The 22063-nt window shown below is 71.7% G+C and carries 25 protein-coding genes; 15 read left to right on the top strand and 10 right to left on the bottom strand.

What is annotated here, in order from left to right; translation table 11 throughout:
• Both ADK65_RS16415 and ADK65_RS16410 read left to right on the top strand, forming a co-directional pair.
• The gene (locus ADK65_RS16415) at positions 1–438 is read left to right on the top strand and encodes a Fur family transcriptional regulator (RefSeq protein WP_053670888.1); all 438 of its coding nucleotides are present in this window, start codon (positions 1–3) and stop codon (positions 436–438) included.
• A gap of 10 nt (positions 439–448) precedes the next feature.
• Complete coding sequence (locus ADK65_RS16410; RefSeq protein ID WP_053670887.1) at positions 449–1414, top strand: YgfZ/GcvT domain-containing protein; 966 nt, start codon at positions 449–451, stop codon at positions 1412–1414.
• 19 nt (positions 1415–1433) lie between these two features.
• On the opposite strand, the gene dtd is transcribed toward ADK65_RS16410, so the two are convergent.
• Positions 1434–1859: a D-aminoacyl-tRNA deacylase gene (dtd, locus tag ADK65_RS16405; RefSeq protein WP_003991219.1), complete on the bottom strand. Its 426-nt coding sequence runs from the start codon at positions 1857–1859 to the stop codon at positions 1434–1436.
• Positions 1860–2070: 211 nt separating this feature from the next.
• On the opposite strand from dtd, the gene ADK65_RS16400 reads away from it, so the two are divergent.
• From ADK65_RS16400 to ADK65_RS16390, 3 genes are all read left to right on the top strand, one after another.
• Entirely contained in the window at positions 2071–2700 is a 630-nt protein-coding gene (locus ADK65_RS16400; protein ID WP_053670886.1) for a hypothetical protein, read from the top strand.
• A gap of 175 nt (positions 2701–2875) precedes the next feature.
• Positions 2876–4138 carry a GNAT family N-acetyltransferase gene (locus tag ADK65_RS16395; RefSeq protein WP_420709041.1) on the top strand — a complete coding sequence of 421 codons (1263 nt, stop codon included), beginning with the start codon at positions 2876–2878 and terminating at the stop codon, positions 4136–4138.
• A 264-nt stretch (positions 4139–4402) separates the two neighbouring features.
• Positions 4403–5305 (top strand): winged helix-turn-helix domain-containing protein, encoded by a 903-nt coding sequence (locus tag ADK65_RS16390; protein ID WP_199825646.1) that lies wholly within the window; start codon positions 4403–4405, stop codon positions 5303–5305.
• A gap of 36 nt (positions 5306–5341) precedes the next feature.
• Here ADK65_RS16390 and ADK65_RS16385 read toward each other — a convergent pair whose 3' ends face one another.
• The gene (locus tag ADK65_RS16385) at positions 5342–5530 is read right to left on the bottom strand and encodes a hypothetical protein (protein ID WP_031143363.1); all 189 of its coding nucleotides are present in this window, start codon (positions 5528–5530) and stop codon (positions 5342–5344) included.
• Positions 5531–5677: 147 nt separating this feature from the next.
• On the opposite strand from ADK65_RS16385, the gene ADK65_RS16380 reads away from it, so the two are divergent.
• On the top strand, positions 5678–6568 hold the full coding sequence (locus tag ADK65_RS16380) for a FadR/GntR family transcriptional regulator (protein ID WP_053670884.1): 891 nt from the start codon (positions 5678–5680) through the stop codon (positions 6566–6568).
• A gap of 29 nt (positions 6569–6597) precedes the next feature.
• Positions 6598–7323, top strand: a complete 726-nt coding sequence (locus tag ADK65_RS16375) for an HAD family hydrolase (protein ID WP_234352890.1) — start codon at positions 6598–6600, stop codon at positions 7321–7323.
• Here the strand turns inward: ADK65_RS16375 and ADK65_RS16370 are convergent.
• From ADK65_RS16370 to ADK65_RS16355, 4 genes are all read right to left on the bottom strand, one after another.
• On the bottom strand, positions 7320–8051 hold the full coding sequence (locus ADK65_RS16370) for a siderophore-interacting protein (RefSeq protein WP_053670883.1): 732 nt from the start codon (positions 8049–8051) through the stop codon (positions 7320–7322). The two genes, ADK65_RS16375 and ADK65_RS16370, sit on opposite strands and share 4 nt — an antisense overlap.
• Before the next feature lie 12 nt (positions 8052–8063).
• Positions 8064–8825, bottom strand: a complete 762-nt coding sequence (locus tag ADK65_RS16365) for a TetR/AcrR family transcriptional regulator (protein ID WP_159038792.1) — start codon at positions 8823–8825, stop codon at positions 8064–8066.
• A 161-nt stretch (positions 8826–8986) separates the two neighbouring features.
• Complete coding sequence (locus ADK65_RS16360; RefSeq protein ID WP_053670882.1) at positions 8987–9466, bottom strand: MaoC family dehydratase; 480 nt, start codon at positions 9464–9466, stop codon at positions 8987–8989.
• A gap of 84 nt (positions 9467–9550) precedes the next feature.
• Positions 9551–10981 (bottom strand): class II 3-deoxy-7-phosphoheptulonate synthase, encoded by a 1431-nt coding sequence (locus tag ADK65_RS16355; RefSeq protein ID WP_078956002.1) that lies wholly within the window; start codon positions 10979–10981, stop codon positions 9551–9553.
• 304 nt (positions 10982–11285) lie between these two features.
• Between ADK65_RS16355 and ADK65_RS16350 the strand changes: the two genes are divergently transcribed.
• The 4 genes from ADK65_RS16350 to ADK65_RS16335 are packed head-to-tail and all read left to right on the top strand — an operon-like array spanning position 11286 to position 15355.
• Positions 11286–12878, top strand: coding sequence for a 4-hydroxyphenylacetate 3-hydroxylase family protein (locus ADK65_RS16350; RefSeq protein WP_053670881.1), 1593 nt, complete (start codon positions 11286–11288; stop codon positions 12876–12878).
• A complete protein-coding gene (locus ADK65_RS16345) occupies positions 12875–13432 on the top strand; it encodes a flavin reductase family protein (RefSeq protein ID WP_053670880.1) in 558 nt (185 codons plus the stop codon). Before ADK65_RS16350 ends, ADK65_RS16345 begins: the two co-directional genes overlap by 4 nt.
• Positions 13433–13476: 44 nt before the next feature.
• Positions 13477–14706, top strand: coding sequence for an FAD-dependent monooxygenase (locus tag ADK65_RS16340; protein WP_053670879.1), 1230 nt, complete (start codon positions 13477–13479; stop codon positions 14704–14706).
• Between the two features lie 37 nt (positions 14707–14743).
• Complete coding sequence (locus ADK65_RS16335; protein ID WP_053670878.1) at positions 14744–15355, top strand: transferase hexapeptide repeat family protein; 612 nt, start codon at positions 14744–14746, stop codon at positions 15353–15355.
• 86 nt (positions 15356–15441) lie between these two features.
• On the opposite strand, the gene ADK65_RS16330 is transcribed toward ADK65_RS16335, so the two are convergent.
• Both ADK65_RS16330 and ADK65_RS39930 read right to left on the bottom strand, forming a co-directional pair.
• Positions 15442–15924, bottom strand: coding sequence for an E3 binding domain-containing protein (locus ADK65_RS16330; RefSeq protein ID WP_420709040.1), 483 nt, complete (start codon positions 15922–15924; stop codon positions 15442–15444).
• Positions 15921–16130: a hypothetical protein gene (locus ADK65_RS39930; RefSeq protein WP_053670876.1), complete on the bottom strand. Its 210-nt coding sequence runs from the start codon at positions 16128–16130 to the stop codon at positions 15921–15923. Before ADK65_RS39930 ends, ADK65_RS16330 begins: the two co-directional genes overlap by 4 nt.
• A 376-nt stretch (positions 16131–16506) precedes the next feature.
• On the opposite strand from ADK65_RS39930, the gene ADK65_RS16320 reads away from it, so the two are divergent.
• From ADK65_RS16320 to ADK65_RS16310, 3 genes are read left to right on the top strand one after another with little or no spacing between them, the layout of a single operon-like run.
• The gene (locus ADK65_RS16320; RefSeq protein ID WP_159038791.1) at positions 16507–17268 is read left to right on the top strand and encodes an AfsA-related hotdog domain-containing protein; all 762 of its coding nucleotides are present in this window, start codon (positions 16507–16509) and stop codon (positions 17266–17268) included.
• Between the two features lies 1 nt (position 17269).
• Complete coding sequence (locus tag ADK65_RS16315; RefSeq protein WP_053670874.1) at positions 17270–18481, top strand: chorismate mutase; 1212 nt, start codon at positions 17270–17272, stop codon at positions 18479–18481.
• The gene (locus tag ADK65_RS16310) at positions 18478–19101 is read left to right on the top strand and encodes a TetR/AcrR family transcriptional regulator (protein WP_159038790.1); all 624 of its coding nucleotides are present in this window, start codon (positions 18478–18480) and stop codon (positions 19099–19101) included. The genes ADK65_RS16315 and ADK65_RS16310 overlap by 4 nt, the downstream gene beginning before the upstream one ends.
• Here ADK65_RS16310 and ADK65_RS16305 read toward each other — a convergent pair.
• A complete protein-coding gene (locus tag ADK65_RS16305; RefSeq protein ID WP_053670872.1) occupies positions 19036–20094 on the bottom strand; it encodes a LysR family transcriptional regulator in 1059 nt (352 codons plus the stop codon). The two genes, ADK65_RS16310 and ADK65_RS16305, sit on opposite strands and share 66 nt — an antisense overlap.
• Before the next feature lie 924 nt (positions 20095–21018).
• Here ADK65_RS16305 and ADK65_RS16300 point away from each other — a divergent pair.
• A complete protein-coding gene (locus ADK65_RS16300) occupies positions 21019–21276 on the top strand; it encodes a response regulator transcription factor (protein ID WP_159038789.1) in 258 nt (85 codons plus the stop codon).
• A 70-nt stretch (positions 21277–21346) separates the two neighbouring features.
• Here ADK65_RS16300 and ADK65_RS16295 read toward each other — a convergent pair whose 3' ends face one another.
• Positions 21347–22018 (bottom strand): TetR/AcrR family transcriptional regulator, encoded by a 672-nt coding sequence (locus ADK65_RS16295; RefSeq protein WP_078955999.1) that lies wholly within the window; start codon positions 22016–22018, stop codon positions 21347–21349.
• Positions 22019–22063: the final 45 nt, after the last annotated feature.

Here is a 22063-nt window from a genome sequence, read left to right as displayed (position 1 = left end):
GTGGTGAGCACCGACTGGAAGAGTGATCTGCGGCAGCGCGGCTACCGGCTGACCCCGCAGCGGCAACTCGTGCTCGAAGCCGTGGACACCCTTGAGCACGCGACCCCCGACGACATCCTCGTGGAAGTGAGGAAGACGGCGTCGGGGGTCAACATTTCGACGGTGTACCGGACGCTGGAGCTCCTGGAGGAGCTCGGTCTGGTCAGCCACGCGCATCTGGGGCACGGGGCACCGACGTACCACCTCGCGGACCGGCACCACCACATCCACCTGGTCTGCCGGGACTGCCAGAACGTGATCGAGGCGGACGTCTCGGTGGCCGCCGAGTTCACCGACAAGCTGCGCCGGACGTTCGGCTTCGACACCGACATGAAGCACTTCGCGATCTTCGGCCGGTGCGAGGACTGCACGCTCAAGGCTTCAACTACCGAGTCGTAGGCTTACGGATATGAAAAGCCCTCTGCTGATCCTGCCCGGCGCCGTCCCCGCCGAGGGCGCGGACGAAGGCGTCGCCGCCCACTACGGCGACCTGTTCCGTGAGCAGCGCGCCCTCGCCGACGGCACCGGATTCGTGGACCTCTCGCACCGGGGGGTCGTCACCGTCACCGGCGAGGACCGGCTCGCCTGGCTGCACCTGCTGCTCACCCAGCACGTCAGCGACCTGCCGGTGGGCCGGGCGACCGAGGCGCTGATCCTCTCCGCGAACGGCCACATCGAACACGCGCTGTACCTCGTCGACGACGGCGCCACCGTCTGGGCCCATGTGGAGCCGGACACCCAGGAGGCGCTGATCGCGTACCTGGAGTCGATGAAGTTCTTCTACCGGGTCGAGGTCGCCGACCGCACGGACGAGATCGCCGTGGTGCACCTCCCGGCCGGTTCCATCGCCGAGGTGCCGGACGGCGTCGTCGTACGGGAGACGCCGCACGGCCGGGACCTGTTCCTGCCGCGCGCCGATCTGGAGGCGTTCGCCGGGCAGGCCGGGCCGCCCGCCGGGATCCTCGCCTACGAGGCGCTGCGCGTGGAGCAGCACCGGCCCCGGCTCGGCTTCGAGACCGACCACCGCACCATCCCGCACGAGCTGGGCTGGATCGGCTCGGCCGTGCACCTGCAGAAGGGCTGCTACCGGGGCCAGGAGACGGTCGCCCGGGTGCAGAACCTGGGCAAGCCGCCGCGCCGCCTGGTCTTCCTGCACCTCGACGGCAGCGAGGTCCACCTGCCCGCGGCCGGGACGGAGCTGCGGCTCGCGGACGAGGGCCCCGACGGCCGCAGGATCGGCTTCATCACGACGTCCGCCCGCCACCACGAGCTCGGCCCGGTCGCCCTCGCCCTGGTGAAGCGGAACGTCGCGCCGGACGCCCCGCTGATGGCCGGGGACACCGCCGCGGCGCAGGAAGTCGTCGTCGAGCCGTAGGACTTGTAGATCTTTCGGGTCAGATTTCGATCTGCACGGTGAACGGGCCGTCGTTCGTCAGTGATACACGCATCGCCGCTCCGAAACGGCCCGTGGCCACCGTCGCGCCCAGGGAGCGCAGCTGGGCGACCACCTCGTCGACCAGCGGTTCGGCCACGTCGCCGGGTGCGGCGGCGTTCCAGGTGGGGCGGCGGCCCTTGCGGGCGTCGCCGTAGAGGGTGAACTGGCTGATCACCAGGAGCGGTGCGTCGACGTCGCTGCAGGACTTCTCGTCGTGCAGCATGCGGATCGACCAGAGCTTGCGGGCCAGCTGGGCCGCCTTCTCCTTGGTGTCCTCGTGCGTGACGCCGACGAGGACGCACAGCCCCTCGCCCTCGATCGCCCCCACCGTCTCGCCGTCCACGACGACGCTCGCGCCGTCCACCCTCTGCACCACTGCTCGCATACGTCCATCATGCAGGGCGGTGACATTCGCGCCGCGTCCGGTCGGCGCATGGCCCGAAAGGGTGGTTTGCGCGGGCGCCAACAGCCCCTGCACGGACGTATTTTGCTGCTATACCGCCCATCTGGGGTCTATCGGGGGCACTCGTTCCCATAGCGGCCACTTGGGGTGGCACGATGCTTGAACACACCGGTCGAGGGGACGGTTGAGGCACATGAGCACATCAATCACCGGACAGCAGCAGGCGGCTTTCCGGTCGTACACGGGGATCGGCGCGTCGGAGTACCACCGGCCGCCCACACAGCGCACGGACAGCCCGCGGCTGCCCTCGGACACCCCCGGGCCGGAGCTGCCCGCGCTGAGCCTGCCCGAGCTGCGCACGCTGCGCCGCGAGGCCCAGCGGGACGAGGCCGACCTCAGCTATCTGCGGCGGCTGCTCCAGGGACGCATCGACATCCTGCGCGCCGAGGTGGCCCGGCGTGCCCCGGCGGGCGCCGCCTCCGTCGCCGAGTCCGAGGAGGCCTCGGTGGTGGAGCGGCTGGCGGAGATCCTGCGGGACGCCCCGGCCCGGCACCGCTCCTCGGCCCGTCACGTCACCCTGGGCACACCGCAGGGCGAGGAGTACCGGCGGCTGGCCGCGGAGATGCTCGCCGAGGTCGAGCTGTCCGACCTGGACGCGCGCACGGACCTGGAGCTCGACACGGCGATGGGCCGGCTCGAGCGGCACGAGCAGCAGGTCTCCCGGCGCCGCCGGCGGCTCCAGCGCACGGCCGACGAGTGCGGCGCGGAGATCGCGCGCCGCTACCGCGAGGGGGAGGCGCAGGTCGACGACCTGCTGGTCTGAGGCGCTCCGGGCCGGGCGCCGAAGGACCGCGGCGCTCGCGGGACGCGCCGCGCGGAGCGGCCCGTCGGCCCCAGCCGCGTGGCCCGCTCGGCAGACTCCCGGAGCTCCGGGGCGGGGTGAAGGGCCGGTCGGATATTCACGCGACACCGACCGGCCCCGTGCCTAGCGTGAGGTCATGACCCCCATGCCCCGTGCCGACGACATCGACATACGCCCGATCACCGATGGCGAGTTCGCCGACTGGCTGCGTGCCGTGAACACCGGCTTCCTGCGGGCGGCCGCGCTCTCCGGGGAGGAGGTCGAGGGCCGGCGCGGGCGGTTCGTCGAGGGCCGTTACCTCGGGGCCTTCGACCAGGGCAGATGCGTGGCGACCTTCCGCTCGTTCGGCCAGGAGCTCACGGCCGTCGGCGGGGCCCTGCTCCCGGCCGACGCGATCTCGGGGGTCACGGTCACCGCCACCCACCGCCGCCGCGGACTGCTCAGCCGGATGATGGCGAAGGACCTGGCGGCCGCGAGGGACCGCGGGGACGTCGTGGCGACGCTGATCGCCGCCGAGTACCCGATCTACGGCCGCTACGGCTTCGGGCCGGCGACCTGGATGGCGGAGTGGACGGTCGACGTGCCGCGCGCCGGCCTCGACGCCCGCTGGGCGGGCCCGGCGGACGGCGGGCGGATCGATCTTGTGGAGGGCGAGGACGTCCGCAAGCTCGGCCCCGAGCTGCACGAGCGACTGCGCCGGGGCCTGCCCGGGGCCATCGACCGCGACGAGACGTGGTGGAAGGTGAACACCGGCGTGCTGCGCTGGGACCCGTCGTGGAAGCAGCCCTTCTACGCCGTGTACCGCTCGGCGTCCGGCGAGGTCGAGGGCATGGCCGCCTACGAGGTGGACGACAACTGGGGCGACGCCAAGCAGCCGTTGAACACGGCGACCGTGCGGTGGCTGATCGGCACGACACCGGCCGCGGAGCGCGCCCTGTGGGAGTACGTCTGCTCCGTCGACTGGGTCGTGACAGTGAAGAGCGGCCGGCGGGCGCCCGACGACCTGCTCCCGCACTTCCTGCCCGATCCGAGGGCGGCCCGCATCACCTCGCTGGCGGACTGGCTGTGGGTGCGGATCCTGGACGTCCAGCGGGCGCTCGAGGCGCGGACGTACGAGGGTCAGGGGGATCTGGTGCTGGAGGTCGCCGGTGTGGACGGGCTGACCGGCGGGCGCTACCGGCTTCAGGCCTCGCCCGAGGGGGCGTCCTGCACGCCGACCACCGAGAGCGCGGAACTCGAGCTGGGGCTGGGGGAGTTGTCGGCGCTGTGGCTCGGGGACGAGTCGGCGGTGCGGCTGGCGGCGCTGGGGCGGGTGCACGAAGGACGAGTGGGCGCCGCCCGGAAGGCCGACGCCCTGCTGCGTACGTCCAGGCGGCCTTGGTGCCCGGACATGTTCTGAGGCGCTCCCTTCCTGCCGGTGTGCTGGGGGCCCGCATCCGTAGCGAGCTGTTCGGTTGTGGTTGTCGTGCGGCCGTGCCGGCCGGGCGGGACTCCCGGCTCCCCTCCGGAAGGGAGTCCCCTGCGGGTGGCCAACCTCCCTGAGGTGTGACCATGTTCCCCAAGTTGGCTACCAACTTCTCTGTACTTATCTCCGCCGGGAAGCGGCTCATAACCACCTTTCCCTGAACTGCCGGAAGATGGCGGGAAGTTGTACTGTTCGGTTGTGGACCCGGAACATGACTCCGTCAATGGACGGAAGAGGTCAGGACGGCCACAGAGGACACATCACCAGGTGGCCGACGAGCTGCGCGCCCGGATCAGGTCGGGAGCGCTGCGCCCGGGTGAGCGCATGCCCACCCAGGCGCAGCTGGCACGGGAGTTCGAGGTCGAGCGCGGTGCCGTGCGGCAGGCGCTGCGGATCCTGCAGTCCGAGCGGTTGCTCACCAACGTGTCCAAGGGCAGCCCGGCGACCGTCGCGTCCGACCCCGTCGGCGTGCTGACCGGCCCGCAAGCGCCGCCGCGGCCCACGACGGTGGCTCTCGCGCCCCGGATCGCGGAGGCCTTCGCGGCGGAGCACGTCGAGATCGACGCCGTGTGCCTGACGTCCGTCTCCCTCACGCTGGCCATCGGTGAACCGCTGCGGCAGATCCACGCCGGACGGCGGAAACCGGCCAAGGTCGACGTCCGGGTGCTGCTGCCGAGCCGGGACATCGACCTGGCCTTCCCGGTGCCGGTCGAGGGGCGCGGCGACGACTGGGTGCACGAGCGGTGGCTGTCGATGCGCAACGCCCAGGGGCAGGTCCTCGAGCACAACCTGCTGGCCCTGCGTGCCACCCACGGCATCGACGTGCGCGTCACGTTCCGGGCGCTGCCGTTCACCCCGCCGGTGAAGCTGTACCTGCTCAACGGCACGGAGGCGTTGTTCGCGTACTACACGCTGACGCGCCGGGAGGCCGAGACCGACCGCGAGCAGCCTGCGCTGTACGACGCCCAGGGCACCCGGTCCATGCTGTTCGCCTTCCGGCAGGGCGCCGGGCTGCGCGACACGACGTTCGTGGAGCAGTCGCACCTTTGGTTCAACGCACTGTGGGAGACGATCAGTTCGGAGCTGGTGCTCACGGACTGACGTCTCCCACGGGTCGTTCCGGGGTGGTGCGGTGACTCATCGGGCGGGCCCCGTCATCAGCAGCGCGAGCACGACGGCTCCCGCGGAACTGACGGCCGGGCTCTTGGCCTTGACGCCGACGGTGAGAAGGATCAGGCCCACGATGCCGGCCGGACCGTACTTCCACTGGACGAGCTGTTCGAAGGCGACGACGAAGGCGGCGGAGAGGAGAGCGAGGGCGGGCATCGGTGTTCCCCCTTCGGAAGTCCGGAAGCAAAACTTCCGCCAACTCCGAGAAGTTGGCAACCAACTCTGATTAAGTTGTCCCCACTTGGTCCCTAGTTATAAACAACTTTCAAGCAACTCCCGCCAGATGGATCAAAGTTGTAGCGTTTGGTCGTGACCCAGGAGAGCGTGACGGAGAACGTGGCAGTCGACGACAGCAGAAGGTCATCGCCCCAGGAGATCGCCGACAGCCTGCGGGAACGCATCCGGGCCGGTGAGCTCAAGCCGGGGGACCGCCTGCCCACCCAGACCCGGCTCGCCGAGGAGTTCGGCGTGGAGCGGGGCGCGGTCCGCCAGGCCCTGCGGGCCCTCCAGGACGACGGTCTCCTCGCCGATGTCAGCAAGGGCAGTCCGCCACGGGTCGCCGTCCCGGCCCCCGCCCGCGGGGAACCCCAGCCCACCATGGTGGGCCTGGCCCCGCGCCTGACCGAGGCGTTCTCGGCCCGTCGCGTGCGCGTCGACGTGGTCTGCCACACGGCGGAGACGCTGATGGTCGCCATCGGCGAGCCGCTGCGCCTGATCCACGAGGGCCGCATCCGCCCCGAGTCGATCGACGTCCGCATCCTGGTCCCGTCCCGGGACATCGAGCTGGCGTTCCCCGTACCGGTCGAGGCCCACGGCGACGACAACCCGGTGCACCAGCGCTGGCTGGCGATGCGCAACGCCCAGGGGCAGGTGCTTCAGCACAACCTGCGGACGCTGCGCTCGACGCACGGCATCGACGTGCACGTCACGTTCCGGGCGCTGCCCTTCACCCCGCCGGTGAAGCTGTATCTCCTCAACGAGGAGGAGGCCCTGATGGGCTACTACATGCTGACCAGGCGCGAGGAGGAGTGGGGCAGCCAGACGCTGGACATGTACGACGTCCTCGGCTCCCAGTCCCTGCTCTTCTCCTTCGTGGAGCGGACGGGCCGGCGGGACGCGGCATTCGTGAAGGAATCCCAGAAGTGGTTCAACGCCCTCTGGGAAACCATCACGACGGACCTGACACTCTCCTAGTGACTTCTGATGCGACGCAGACTGGTGCGGTGTCTTTCGGGACCGAGAACGATCCGAACCGACTCCGCCATCTGATCGAACCTGCCCGTGTCGTGCTGTGGGACTTCGACGGGCCCGTCTGCCGTCTGTTCGCCCGGCACTCGGCGGAGCGGGTGTCGAGCGACCTGGTCTCCTGGCTGGAGAGCCGGGGACTGCACGGCCTGCTCACCGAGACCGAGCGGGAGTCCCTGGACCCGCACGTGGTGCTGCGCGCCGTGGACCGCCGCCACCCCGGCAGCGACCTCGTCGCCGAGCTGGAGGAACGTCTCACGCAGGAGGAGCTGCGGGCCGCGTCCTCGGCCTTGCCGACCGCCTACGCCGACCCGTTGATCCGCACCTGGACCGCCGTGGGCTCGCGCCTGGCCGTCACCACGAACAACTCGCCCCGGGTGGTCCGCACGTACCTCGCGGGGCGCGGCCTCACCGACTGCTTCGCCCCGCACATCTACGGCCGGACCCGGGAACTGCACCATCTGAAGCCGCATCCGCACTGTCTGAACCGGGCGCTGAACGCGATGGGGGTGGCCCCGGGCGATGCTCTGATGATCGGCGACACACCGTCCGACCGCGAGGCGGCCGAGGGGGCCGGGGTGCCCTTCCTGGGATACGCCCGCAACGAAAGGAAGGCCAAGCTCCTGAAGGCGGCCGGGGCCGACGTGGTCCTGGACTCCCTGGAACCACTGCTGCGGCTGCTGCGCCTGAGGCGACCCGGCTAGTCCGAGGCCAGGGGGTCGCGGTGGTCCGCCTCGTCCCGTTTCCAGTAGCCCTTCGCGTAGGCGCGCCGGCGGTCCAGACCGAGGGCTTGCGTGAAGTGGCGGCGGATGTCCCTGACGGCGCCGGACTCCCCCGCGGCCCACGCGGCGACGCGCTCGGGCGGCACGGCGGCCTTGAGGACGGCGTCGCGCAGCGCCTCGCCCTTGGCCCGGCCGGCGTCCCGGTGGACCCACACGAGGTCCAGGCCGGCTGGAAGGCTCACCGGGATCTCCGCCTCGGGGCCCTCCACCTCCAGGTAGACGGCGCCCCGCATGCCGGGCGGCAGGCTCTCGGCGATGGTGAGGGCCGCGGGCTGGGCGCTCTCGTCGCCCGCCAGGAGGTAGAAGTCGGTGTCGGGAGCGGGCCGGAAGGACCCCTTGGGACCGCCGAAGGAGACCTCCTCGCCCGGGCGGGCGCTCTCGGCCCAGCGCGCGGCCGGACCGTTGCCGTGCAGCACCACGTCGATGTCGATGCGGGGTCCGGCGGGAGACTGGCGGCGCACGGTGTAGGCACGGCCGGCCGGCCGGCCGTCGAGGGGATCGGTCACGAACAGCTTCACCCACTGCGTCGGTTCGTCGCAGTGGAAGGCGGACATGCCGGGCCCTCCCAGGGTGATGCGGGCCATGCGCGGGGCGATCAGGGAGACCGCCTCCACCGTGGCGGTGTAGCGGGTGCGACGGTTGCGGAACATGGGAACAGCCCTTCAGAGGGAGGGGGCGGTCGACGGAACCTCACGTCGGCGGGTCAGCACGGTTGCGGTCAGGCGCTCGACGAACCGCGGGTCCAGCGGCTGTCCCGTCGTGAAGGCCCGGTGGAAGGCGGGACCGACGAGCAGGTCGAGAAGCCGGTCCGCCTCTGTCCGGCTCACCGTGGCGCGGGGGAGGGAGGCCAGGGCCCGCCGGACGTGTGCGCGGTCGTACTGCCGCTGCCGGTCCAGCACCTGGTCGCGCAGGACCGCGGCGGTCGTCGGGTCGTGCAGGGCGTGGCCGATGAGCACGAACAGGACGTGACCGGTGGGGGACTGGGTGAAGACCCGGCTCAGGTGTGTCACATGCTGCTCCAGAGCGGCCTGTGCGGAGTCCGGGAGCTCCGGCCAGGACGCCTTGTCGTGCAGGTCCTCCTCCAGGACGTCGAGGAGGATCGCCACCTTCGACGGCCACCACCGGTAGATGGTCTGCTTGGCCACTCCCGCTCGTTCGGCGATGGCGCTCACCGTCATCGCGTGGAAGCCGACGTCCATCAGCAGGTCGTCGGCGGCCCGCAGGACCGCGACCCGGGCGGCCTCGCTGCGCCGCGGGCCGCTCCTGGTGCGCGCCGCGGGAGCGTCGGCCGGCTGCCGGGTGTCGTGTGGGGCGTTGATGGCGTGCCCTCCTCGTCGCGTCGCGGCGCCTGCCCCGGGACGGTCGCGAGGACCGGCCGGGAAGATCGACGCATCGAGACTAGACGCAACGGTGCGTATGGTCAAAGTCCGGGAATCCGCCAGGTGCGGTGGGGGCTGGGTTCCGTGAGGGTGGTGGCTTGATCCCGTTTCCCCCCGGATCGGGGGGAGGTCCGAAGGGAAACGGGAGTCGTGGGGCGGGGAGGAAGCCGTCGGCGCTCTGCGCCCGGCGATCTGTGCGCTGTGCGTCAGCGGCGTGTGACCGCGTCCTCGTGCCGGGTGCCGCTGGTCTCCGCGCGGCCGAACAGCAGCCGCGTCCGCATCCGGTACACCGGTTCCCCCTCCTGGTTGTCCGCCTCGACGACGAAACGGACCGTCCCCGTGTCCGGGCGCCGGGGATGCGGCGCGGCCTCCTCCACCGTGGCCCGTCCGTGCAGCTCGTCGCCGGGGCGCACCGGGCGCAGGAACCGGACCTCGTCCATGCCGTAGGAACCCTGGCAGGCGGAGTCCGCGAGCAGCGCTCGGACGAACTGCCCCATGACCACGGCACCGGTGTGCCAGCCGCTGGCCACGAGGCCGCCGAAGGGGGAGCGGGCCGCCGCCTCGGGATCCAGGTGGAAGGGCATCGGGTCCCACACACGCGCGTAGCCCATGATGTCCTCGCTGGTGAGCCGCGTGGCCCCCAGCTCGTAGGTGCCGCCGACGCGGAAGTGCTCGAAGTGCCGCACGGTGAGTGCTCCTTCGTCTCGGATGTCTCGGATGCTTCGGAGGGGCGGGCGCCTCGGGGGTCCGGCAGCGGCCGGGACCGGGAGTCAGCGGAGGGACGCCGCGTACACCGGCACGCTCGCGGGACGGACGGAGGCGGGCTCGGGGCGGGGGCGGCCGAGGCGGCGTTTCTCGGCGCTGAACCACTCGGCGACCCGGAACGCCAGGTCCATCGACTGCCCCCGGTTGAGGCGGGGGTCGCACGCGGTCTCGTACCGCAGGTGCAGATCCTCGGAGAGGACCTCGTTGCTCCCTCCCACGCACTCGGTGACGTCCTCGCCGGTGAGCTCCACGTGCACCCCGCCGGGATGCGTGCCCAGCGCCCGGTGCACCTCGAAGAAGCCCGTGATCTCGTCCAGGACGTCCTCGAAACGCCGGCTCTTGTGGCCGCTCGTCGCGGTGAAGGTGTTGCCGTGCATCGGGTCGCACACCCACACCACCCGGGCGCCCTCCGCACGCACCGCCTCCACCAGGGCGGCCAGCCGGTCGCGCACCCGGCCCCGCCCCATCCGCGCGATGAACGTCAGCCGGCCCGGGGTGCGGTGCGGGTCCAGCCGGTCCACCAGGGTCAGCACGTCGTCGACTGCGGCTCCGGGCCCCAGCTTGACGCCGAGGGGGTTGCTGACGCCGGCGGCGAACGCGACGTGCGCGCCGTCGAGTTGGCGGGTGCGCTCGCCGATCCACAGCAGGTGCCCGGACAGCGCGTACCGCCGCCCCGTGTCGGGGTCCGTGCGCACCAGGGCCGACTCGTAGTCGAGGAGCAGCGCCTCGTGACTGGCGAACACTTCCGTGGTGCGCAGGGTCGAGGTGCTCATGCCGCAGGCCCGGATGAACGCGAGCGCCGCGTCGATCTCGTCCGCCAGCCGCGCGTAGCGGCGTTCCGCTGCGGACAGGGCGACGAAGTCACGGTTCCACTCGTGCACCCGGTGCAGGTCCGCGTGCCCGCCGGCGGTGAAGGCGCGCAGCAGGTTGAGCGTCGCGGCGGACGCGTGGTAGACGCGCTCCAGCCGGGCCGGGTCGGGGGTGCGGGCCTCGGCGGTGAACTCCAGCCCGTTGACGGCGTCGCCCCGGTACGAGGGCAGCGTCACCCCGCCGCGGGTCTCGGTGGGCTGCGAACGGGGCTTGGCGTACTGGCCGGCGATCCGGCCGACCTTGACCACCGGGACACCGGCCGCGTACGTCAGCACGGCGGCCATCTGGAGAAGGACCTCCAGCTTGGTGCGGACCGACTCCGCGCTCACCGAGTCCAGGGTCTCCGCGCAGTCGCCGCCCTGGAGCAGGAAGGCCTGGCCGAGGGCCACCTCTCCGAGACGGTCGAGCAGGGTGTCGCACTCCCTGCCGAACACCAGGGGAGGCGCGGTGGACAGGGCCGACAGGGTGGTCCGCAGCGCCACGGGATCGGGCCAGTCGGGCTGCTGCGCCGCGGGCAGCGCCCGCCACGCTTCGGCAGCGGGCTCGGACAGTGAGTTCTCGTCCATCTCCAGGGATTTCACGCTGAAACCTCAACGCCTTCTGTTCCGAGGGCACGGCACGGGTTGTTCCGAGGGCACGGCACGGGTTTGCGGTGGGCGCAGCCTGTCACGCGGCCGCCGGGCCCCGGCAGTGGGTCGTTGTGGCTAGAAGGGCGGATCTACTACCCGCGTACTAGCCCCAGCGGCCGACTGTCGGGGCCGGTCGCACTCCTGGAGCATTTCGGCAGGCGCACACCGTCGTCGGCACTCGGCGGCGGGCGCGGTCCGGCGCCGCATTCCTCCACGCCACCGGCTCGAAAGGTGATTCCGCATGAGCAGCACCGCCAGCCCGTCCGGGTCCGTGTCCCGTCCGCAGACCGGGGACGAGTACCTCGAGAGCCTCCGGGACGGCCGGGACGTGAGGATCTACGGCGAGAAGGTGCGGGACGTCACGAGCCACGCGGCCTTCCGCAACAACTCACGCATGGTCGCCCGGCTCTTCGACGCGCTCCACGACCCTGCGCGCAACAGCAAACTGGTCGTCCCCACCGACACCGGCAACGGCGGTTTCACGCACCCCTACTTCAAGGCCCCGTACACCTCCGGCGACCTGCGCGCCTCCGCCCGGGCCATGGAGGAGTGGGCGCGCATGACGTACGGCTGGCTGGGCCGCACGCCGGACTTCAAGGCCGCGTTCCTGTCCACCCTGGGGTCGAACAAGGAGCACTACGCGCCGTTCGAGGACAACGCGTCCGCGTGGTACCGCAAGGCGCAGGAGAACGTGCTGTTCATCGGCCACGGCATCGTCAACCCGCCGATCGACCGCAACCGGGGGCTGACCGAACTCAAGGACGTGATGCTGACGGTGGACCGGGAGACCGACGCCGGCCTCGTGGTGTCCGGTGCCAAGGTGGTCGGCACCGGCGCGGCGCTCACGCAGCACATCTTCATCGGCAGCTACGGGGTCATCCCCAAGGGCGCCAAGGAGTTCTCCGCGTACTTCATCGTGCCGACCGCCAGCCCCGGCCTGAAGATCATCTCCCGGCCGTCGTACGAGTTCGCCTCGGCCACCGTCAGCAGCCCCTTCGACCAGCCGCTCAGCAGCCGCCTGGACGAGAACGACGGCATCCTCGTCTTCGACGAGGTGCTGATCCCCTGGGAGAACGTCTTCTGCTACGACGTGGACAAGGCGAACAACTTCTTCTACGGGTCCGGTTTCTTCTACCGCGCCATGTTCCACGCCTGTGTCCGCTTCGCCGTGAAGATGGACTTCCTGACCGGTCTGCTCGCCAAGTGCCTGGAGACCACGGGCACCTCGGAGTTCCGCGGCGTGCAGAGCCGGCTCGGTGAGGTGCTCGCCTATCGCAACATGTTCTGGGCCCTGGTCGACTCCATGGCCGAGAACCCCACCAAGTGGCCCGACGGCACCGTCACCCCCAACGGCGAGACCGCGCTGGCCTTCCGCGTCCTGTCCTCGTCGATCTTCCCGAAGGTGCGCGAGATCTTCCTGCGGGACCTCGGCAGCGCGCTGATCTACAACAACTCCCACGCCGTCGACTGGTCGAACCCCGAGGTCCGGCCCTATCTGGACAGGTACGTCCGGGGCCTGGGCGTGGAAGCGATCGACCGGGTGAAGCTGATGAAGCTGGCGTGGGACGCGGTCGGCACCGAGTTCGGGGCCCGCTGGGAGCTGTACGAGATGAACTACGCCGGCAACCACGAGCAGATCCGCTTCGAGGCCCTCCACGCCCAGCAGGCCTCCGGGAAGTTCGACGACTACAAGCAGCTCGTCGACCAGTGCCTGTCGGAGTACGACGAGAACGGCTGGAAGGTGCCGGACCTCGTCAACGTCAAGGACACCACCGTCATCGGCACCGGCACCCCCAACACCGGGACGGCCGCCCCCGTCGAGGCCGCGCGGTGAGCAGCCGTACCCCCGCTCCGGGCGGCCCCGCCGCACCGCCCGGAGTCTCCGTCCTGCCGGACACGGCCCATCTCAGGCACGTCCTCGGACAGTTCGTGACCGGTGTGTGCGCGGTGTCCACCCGCTTCGAGACCCGGTCCGGAGTACGCCACGACGCCATCGCGGTGAACTCGTTCACCTCGGTCTCCCTCGACCCGCCGCTCGTGTCGATGTACCTGCGCGACGACTCGACCTTCCTGCGGCGTGTGCGGACGTCCGGCCAGTGGGCCGTGTCGTTCCTCGGCCACCGGGCGCGTTCCCTGGTCGGCGTCCTCACCACACCCGCGGCGCAGCGCCCGCCGGTGGAGCAGGCCGCCGACTGGGCCGTCGGACCGCACACCGGCTGCCTGGTCCTGCCGGACGGGCCCGGAACGCTCGAATGCGCCCTGCACCTCACCCAGACGCTCGGCGACCACGTCCTCGTCGTCGGACGGGTCCTGGGCGCCGTCGGCCGCGACCACGAGCCCCTGGTCTTCCACCGCGGCACCTTCACCGAGGTCGCACCGGCGAGGTGAGCCCACACCGGAGACCCCCAGCAACGAACGGGAGAGGAGACGCCATGGCCGGGAAACGCCCGTATGTGGCGGTGGTGGGCGGCGGCATCGGCGGTCTGGCCGTCGCGCTCGGACTGCGGCGGCAGGGCGTCGAGGTGGTCGTCCACGAACAGGCGCGGAAGCTGACCCACCTGGGAGCGGGGATCGCGATCGGCGCGAACGGACACCGGGCCCTGCGGGAACTGGGCGTCGCCGAGCGGCTGACCGCGGCGGCCGCCCAGCCCGTACGGGCCGACTTCCGGCACTGGCGCACCGGCCGGTCGATGGTGTCGCACCGCCTCACCGGCATGTACGAGGAACGTTTCGGCGCCCCCTTCTGGACCGTGGAACGGGCGGCCGTCCAGCAGGCCCTGCTCGCCGAACTGGGCACGGAGCACGTCCGCCTCGGCGCGCGCTGCACCCATGTGGAGGAGACGGCCGGCGGCGCGGTGATCCGCTTCGAGGACGGCAGCGAGGCGGAGGCCGACGCGGTCGTCGGGGCGGACGGCATCCACTCCGCGGTCCGCCACAGCCTCTTCGGTCCCGACGAGGCCGTGTTCTCGGGGACCAGCGGATACCGCGCCCTGGTCCCCATGGACCGGCTGCGGCACCTTCCCGAACTCGCCGAGCCGGTCCTGTGGCTGTGGCTCGGACCGGGCCGGCACTTCATCGCCTACCCGGTGGCGGACGGCAGCGCGCTGAACTTCCTGGCCGTCGTGCCCGACCGCACGTGGACCGTCGAGTCCTGGTCCACGGAGGGCGACGCCGCGGAACTGCTGGCCGCCTTCGACGGCTGGCACCCGTTCGTCACCGGGATCCTCCAAGCCTGCGAACGCCCGGGCCGCTGGGCGCTGTACGACCGGGAACCGCAGCGTGCCTGGAGCTCCGGCCCCGTGACCCTGCTGGGCGACGCCGCGCACGCGATGCTGCCGCACCACGGTCAGGGAGCCAACCAGGCCCTGGAGGACGCGGTGGTCCTCGCCCACCTCCTGGCGGGCACGGACGCCGGCGGTGTGCCCTCGGCCCTGCGCGCCTACGAGCGCCTGCGCCGACCGCGCACCCGGCTCCTGCAGGCGGGCTCCCGCAAGAACGCAGGCTGCTTCCAGCTGCCCGACGGACCCGAGGCCGAGGCCCGCAACGTCCGCCTGGCCGGCCTGCCCGACGACCTCGCCTGGATCCACGGGCACGACCCCCTCGGCTCCCTGCGCCCTGACACGGCACCGGCCGGAACCCCGGCCGCGCCCGCGACGACCTGACCGGCCCGACCCCCCATCGACGAACGGTGAGCGACACATGGCAAGGATCTACTCCTTCGAAGGGCACGTCCCCGTCGTGCATCCCACGGCGTTCGTGCACCCCGACGCCGTACTGATCGGGTCGGTCGACATCGGACCCGGGTGCTATGTCGGCCCCCTCGCCAGCCTGCGGGGCGACTTCGGGCACATCGCACTCCGGGCGGGCTCCAACGTCCAGGACGGCTGTGTCCTGCACTGCTTCCCCGGCGCTGAGACGGTCGTGGAGGAGGACGGGCACGTCGGCCACGGGAGTGTGCTGCACGGCTGCCGGGTGGGCCGGGACAGCCTCATCGGCATGAAGTCCGTCCTGATGGACGGCGTCGTCGTGGGAGAGCAGGCCTTCGTCGGGGCCGGCAGCTTCGTCAAGTCCCGCTTCCGGGTGCCGGAGCGGCACCTGGTGGCGGGCAGCCCGGCCAAGGTGGTGCGCGAGCTCACGGCCGACGAGATCGCCTGGAAGGGCAACGGCACGGCCCAGTACCAGAAGCTGGCCCAGCGCTGTCTCACCGGGCTGCGTCCGGCGGAGGCCGCCACCGAACGCGCCGCCGCCCCGGCCCCCGCCCGGCCCGGCGAGCCCGAGCACGTCACCCTGCACGCGTACCGGTCCCGCTGACGGAGCGCCGTTGAGCAGGTTGCGCCCGCTCCCCCCTCACAGCAACCGGAGGAGTCCCGCGGGCTGTTCGACCAGATCGGCGGGAGTCAGTGTCCCCTCCCGGGCGCGGGCGGTGAGGCGGACGATCTCCTGGCGGTCGGCGTCCACGGTGGCGTTGAGCTCCGGGTACCGGGCGAGGCCGCGACGCAGACCCGCGCCAGGAGGGCGAGGAGGGAGATCCGCTCCTCGTCGGGTGCCGCGAGGTGCCGCTTGACGTCCAGCAGCCGAGTGGCGTCCACGTCCACCCAGGTGGTGGCGTCGGGGATCTCGCGGCGGCTGCGCGCCAGCTTGTCCGCGATCGTGCGGCGCGCACCCCGCAAGGGGACGCGCACGGCTTCCGGTACGCGGTGTTCCTGAGGCGACGACGGCGACGCGGGCACGTCCTCGGCCCGGCCGGTGTGCACCGGGGACGGATCCCGGGGCGCCTCGACGTCCCGGCGCAGGACGAGTCCGCCCGGTCCGCTGCCCCGGACCGTACGCAGGTCCAGGCCGCGCTCCCTGGCCGGCCTGCGCACCAGCGGGGAGATCACCGGCACCGGTCCCGCCCCGGTCCCGTGCGGCCGGGCCGGAGTGTCGACGGTGCCGGCGGCGCGCCGATCGACAGGAGCGGCCGCCCCAGTCGGGGCTCTCGCCCTCCGTCGCCCTCGGCGCCGAGCCACCGTACGATCTCCGCCTCCGTGAGGCCCTCGCCCAGGTCGGGCAGGGTGAACTCCCGGGTGCCCGTTGTCGTGGCCATGCGTCCTCCTGTGAACGCCGTCCTGCCATTGGAGTCGTGCGGCGGCAGGACGGCCGAAGGGGCGTCACCCTTGGACCAGCATGGCCGTCACGTCGTCCTCGGCGACGCCCGGCGGATCAAGAACTGACATGGGGATGAGGCTCCTTCGGCCGCGGGGACAGGGGGCCGTGGCTCCCGTGCGCACACCGGCGGCCGGGAGCCTGTGACCCCGCACCAGCATTCGCGCCGCGCCGTGGCGACGGCAGTCGGCCGATACGGCTAGTACCTCGTACCTACTCCCAACAGGCGACTGGCGGGCCCCTTTCGGGGACTTCACGCTGAATGCACTTCCGCGGCTCCGCATGACCGCGGCCTTCCCCCGCCAGGAGGCATGTTCATGAGCAGCTCAGCCACCTCCCGACTCGTCGTCGGCGACCGGTTCCGCGACTTCGCCGAGGCCGTCGGCGCCGAGACGTTCTCGCGCCTGGCCCGTTCGCTCGACGCGGGCGACCTGGACACCGTCGAGGGGCCGGTGCGCGTGGTCGCCGGCCAGGGCATCGGGGAGTTCGAGATCTCCTACCTCCAGGACGCCGTCACCCGGCGGCAGCTGGACGACCGGATCGTGCTGGTGCACTCCGCCGGGCAGCCCGCCCGGCGCCAGGACCTGCACAAGGCGCGCGAGGACAACGTGCTGGTCGCCGGACTCACCCAGGCCGACGACACCACCTACGAGGCCGCTCTCCGCCTCCACGACCACAACGAACTGCTCGTGGACGTCCAGGACCGCGTGCACGTCCAGGGCATGGTGGCCGTGGAGGCGGCCCGCCAGATGCTCGTCGCGGTGGTGGAGCACTACTTCACGGCCCGCTGGCCGCAGCAGCGCTACTACATCGTCCTCAACTCCATGAACACCACCTTCTCCAACTTCCTCTTCCCCGTCGGCGCCACCCTGCGGCTGACGGTGGACGAGTCCGAGGTGTCCGAACCCAGCCGGCTCACCTTCCGCACGACGGTGGAGGTGGAGCAGGCCGGACGGGTCGCGGCCACCGTCACCATCGACGCGGCCGCGTTCGCCCCGGGGCTGCTGGAGGACAAGGAACTGCGGCGGGCCAAGAGCGCGGTGGCGAGCACCATGGACGCCGCTCTGGCCAGCGCGTGACATGAGGACGCCGGCACCGGACCACCGGGCGCGGCCCGCGCCGGGTCGACTCCCGTACCCGGGGCGGCGGTTCGCCTATCTGGGCCCGGAGGGCACCTTCACCGAGCTGGCCCTGCGCTCGCTCCCGGAGGCCGCGGGCTCCCCGCTGGCACCGGCCGCCACCGCCGCGGACGCCCTGGCCCTGGTGCGCCGGGGCGCCGTGGACGCGGCGATGCTGCCCGTGCACAACACGGTGGCCGGCGTCGTCGCGGACACGGTGCGCGCGCTCGCGGAGTCACCCGCGCTGACCGTGCTCAGAGAGGTCGTGCTCCCCGTCGCATTCGCCCTGCTGGTCCGCCCCGGCACCCCCCTCGCGCGGGTGGGCACGGTGAGCGGTCATCCGCACGCCGGGACGCAGGTCGCGGGATGGCTCGACAGGCGCCTGCCGCGGGCGCGGTGGATCCCGGCGCCGTCGAACGCCGAGGCCGCGCGCCGGGTCAGGGACGGGGAGTGCGACGCCGCCGTGGCCGGTGACTTCACCGCCGCCCACTACGGTCTCCAGGTCCTGTTCACCGGGATACAGGACACCGCCGGCGCGGCCACCCGGTTCCTGCTGTGCGCGCGCCCCGGCGGACCGGGCGCCCGGCACCCGGCCCGTCACGGTCGCACCTCGCTCGTCGGGCGTCTCCCGGGCCCGCCGGAGGACGTCGACGGGCTGGTGGACGGCCTGCGGCGCCACCCCTTCCTGCGGGCCGTGTCCCTGCGGACCGTGTCCGACGGGCGCGGCGGATCGGTCCTGTTCGCCGACTGCCCGGGCGGCACCGACCGGCCCGCGACCGCACGCGCCGTCGGCCTGCTGCGGCTGCGCGTGCCCGGGCTGAGGTCCCTCGGGTCGTACCCCACGGCGGCCCATGTCCCGTCGTACGAACGGAGCGAGACGATGCACACCGAGATCACCTCCGAGGCAGGCGGCTCGACGGAGCCCGCGTCCGGGGACATCGCCCGGCTGCGCGAACAGATCGACGCCCTGGACCGCTTCCTCATCGGCACCCTCAAGCAGCGGCTGGAGACCTCCCGGGAGATCCAGCGGATCCGTACCGGGAGCGGCGGCTCCCACGTCGACTCCGGGCGCGAGGTCTCCATCCGGGGCCGGTACGCCGAGGAGCTGGGAGAGGGCGGAGCGGGCGTCGCCGAGGCGCTGCTGGAGATGTGCCGGGGGCGGTCACCGCGGTGAACCCGCCACCGGCCGGGGCGGCGACACCGCCGCCCCGACTCCGTCGCGGCCGTGAGGACGTCCTCACGGCCGCGACGGCCTTGTTCCACGAGCGGGGCTACGACGCGACGAGCATGAGCGACATCGCCGCCCGTCTCGGCTTCACCAAGGCGGCGCTGTACCGCCATGTGACGGGCAAGGCCGAGCTGCTGCGAGCGATCACCGGGCCGGTCCGCGCGGACGTGCGGGCCCTGCTGGCCGCGAGCGCGGCCGGGACGGGCCGGCCCGTCGACGAACTCACCGGGCTGTTGCGCGGGCTGGCCGGTGCGGCGGCGGCCGGCCCGGGCCGGTACGCCCTGTTCTGGGGACCGGACGGTGAGCCCCCGCCGGCCCCCGACGCCGTGTGCCGTGAGGAGGTGGTCCGGCGGCTGGCCGATCTGTACGAGCGGGCCGTGGCGCAGGGCGACGTGCGCGGCGACATCGCTCCCCGGCTCGCCGCCCGGCTCCTGGTGGGCGCGGTCGTCGGCGCCGCCGTGGAGCGGGGCGGTCCCGGCGACGGGGCGGGGCCGCGGCCGTCACCGTCGGCCGTCGACGTCCTGCTCGACGGCCCGGTCCGCTTCCTGACCGGCGGGCGGGCCTGAGCACCGTCCGCCGGGCCGGGCCGGGGGCGCCGACCGGGTGAGCGCGGCGCGGACGGCGTGCCGCAGCCACACGTGCACGGGCTCGGTCTCGTGGCGGGGGTGCCAGGCCAGGCAGATGCTGATGGGGTCGGTCACCACCGGAAGGTCGAACAGCTCGATGCCCACGGACTGCCGTGCGCTGGCGGCGAGGGAGTGGGGCATCGCGGTCACCAGGTCGCTCGACGCGATCATCAGCAGCGCCTCACCGTAGTTCGGCACGGAGGCGATGACGTCCCGTCGCAGACCGCGCGCGTGCAGCGCACCGTCGATCGGGCCCGTCATACGGCCCTTGCGGGAGACGCTGACGTGCCGGACCGAGGCGAACGCCTGCGCGCTCACCGCCGCGCCCAGCAGAGGATGTCCGGATCGCGCCACTCCGACGAACCGGTCCTCGAAGAGCGGTTCGACGCGCAGTTCCGGGCTGCACTCGTCGATGATCCCCACCTCGATGTCCACGGCGCCCTCCCGCAGCGGCGCGCTGCCGTGGCTGCTCTCCACCGTGAACGTGAACCGGGCGAGCGGCACCTCGGCGCTCGCCCGGTTCAGCAGCGCCGGGGCCAGCACCGCGGCGTAGGCCTCGTCCGCGACGATGGTCAGGGTCCTGCTGACCTGCGAGAGGTCCTCCTGCCGGCTCGGGGCGAGGAGGGCTTCGGCCTCCCGCATCAGGGCCCGCACCCTGGGCTGGAGTTCCAGCGCCCTCGGCGTGGGGACCAGACCGCGCCCGGCCCGCACCAGCACGGGGTCGCCGAGCGCGCGCCGGATCTTGGACAGCGCACGGCTCATGGCGGGCGGGGACAGCGCCAGCCGCTCGGCCGCCCCGGTGACGCTCCCCTCCTGCAACAGGGCGTCCAGGGCGGGCAGCAGCCGCAGGTCCACATGAGACGCCAGGGCACCGGGCAGCGTGCCCGCCCAGTCGCCGTCCTGGCCGGGATCGTCGACACCGGTTGTGCTCAAGGCTTCTCCTGGGACGTGGTCGGCTCTCCGGCGTGGGGACGCAGCCACGCTATGACCGGGAGCGCCGCCGGCAGCAACAAGGGACCGATCAACCGCAACGACTCGGCCATTCCCGTGGGGAAAGCCTCCCGCATCTGTGCCGCGGTCCGCGCAGGGCTGTGCCCAGGCCCGCCAGGACGGACCGAGGGTCCCGGCGCGCATTCCGGAGTGGCGGAATGCCGGGGAGTCGGAAACGGCTTTCCTCGCGGTCCGTACCGGCGAAAAAGCGCGAGAAACAGCGCCCTCGCGGCAAAATTCAGCAGCACGGCGGGGGGCGATGTCTATAAGGTGTTGACGGCGTTCGACTGAAGCTCCGAGATCGAACTCCGTCTCCGTCGCCGACGGGCGGGGGCTGGAACTGTCCACCGTCACCGGGCGCAGCCGGGGCTTTCACGGTGTACGGATTTCCCGAACCGCCGATTCCTGATGTTCTCGAAAAGCTTCGGCTGTTCGACGGCGTCCACTCGCTGCTGGTCGGCTGCGATCGTGTCGAGCACTGCTCGAAGCGGCACCGCGCAGCGACCAGGCAGACCACGGCTCACCTCCCCGCAGGAAAACGAATGATGAGGTGCATTTTATTGATCGTTCGACACTTTATCCAGTGCGATGTATGCAACACGCATTTTCTTTGGGGGGAATCATTGCTTCCGACCGCCCGCGCGGTTCGGTTTGAGGGAAGTTTAGAATGCAACCTTTGCGTGTGAAGTAACCCACGTTTAATCCACGGTTTTCGGTGACGCCCATATACTGTTTTCGCGACGAGTAATCGTTGAAGATGCGGCTGCGTGGGCAATGGTGCTCGCGTGCGTGTCTTGATGGGTGATGACCATGCATGGCAGGGGGAAGTACATGTCTCGCGCATCCCGTCAGACGTCCGAGGGATTAGTGTCCACTCTGGAGCCCGAGCAGGTGGCGTCAGATCGCGTGGCGGCCAGAACGGTATCGACACTCACGCCGCGGGAACGTCAGGTCCTGAACGGGATCAAGGAGGGGAACTCCAACAGGATGGTCGCCCGGTTGCTCGGGATTTCCGAGCGCACCGTCAAGGTCCATCTGCACTCGATTTTCATCAAGCTGGGCGCGGCATCACGAACCGAAGCGGTTATCGAGGGGATCAGGAGCGGCTGCATCAGCCTGCACTGATCGTCGCGTGCCGGTGGCCCCCGACGACCACGCCGGGGGCCACTCGCACGGGTCGGTCCGGGGTCCGAGGTCAGGGGTTCCGGGTCGACGGCTCGCGGGCGAGCGCGAGGACGAGACGGGACGTCGTCTCCACCAGATCCTTGTCGATGGGGGAACCCGAGACCAGCACCCGGTAGTACAGCGGACCGAGCAGCAGATCCACGAGGTGGTCGAGGGTGCGGTCGTCGAAGGCCAGGTCCTGGTCGCGGGCGAGGAGATCGCGCAGGCCGGCCATGTCGCGCTCCCGCTGCTCCTTCAGGAACCCGGCCCGCAGCGACGCGGCCGTCTCGCTGTCCAACTGGGCGTGGCCCAGGAGGGCCAGCAGCACCTGGCCGGCGGGCTCCTCGAAGAAGTCGGCCACCCGCTGCAGATGGGAGGTCAGGGTCTCCTCGACGCCGCGACCTTCGTCCGCGCGCCACTCCAGGGCCTCGCGGGCGTCGTCGGTGAGGGTGTCGAGGAGGATGTCGACCTTCGACTTCCACCAGCGGTAGATCGTCTGCTTGGCCACCCCCGCGCGCTGGGCGATGCCCTCGATGGTCAGGGCGGCGAAGCCCCTCTCGACCAGGAGGTCGTCCGCGGCGTGCAGCACCGCGAGCCGGACGCTCTCGCTGCGGCGTGGGCCGGTTCGGCTGACGACCGTGGTCTTCTCGCAGGCCGGTGGTGGTTTCCGCGTGGCGCTGATGGTTCCGTCAACCCTTCGCATCGTGTCCGTCGTTGTGATTCTGGCACAGCGGGTCCGCCGTGCAAC

Source organism: Streptomyces sp. NRRL B-1140, assembly GCF_001280065.1.
Taxonomy (GTDB): domain Bacteria; phylum Actinomycetota; class Actinomycetes; order Streptomycetales; family Streptomycetaceae; genus Streptomyces.
The sequence above is the reverse complement of the archived record's forward strand: the minus strand, read 5'-3'. Positions and strand labels throughout refer to the sequence as shown.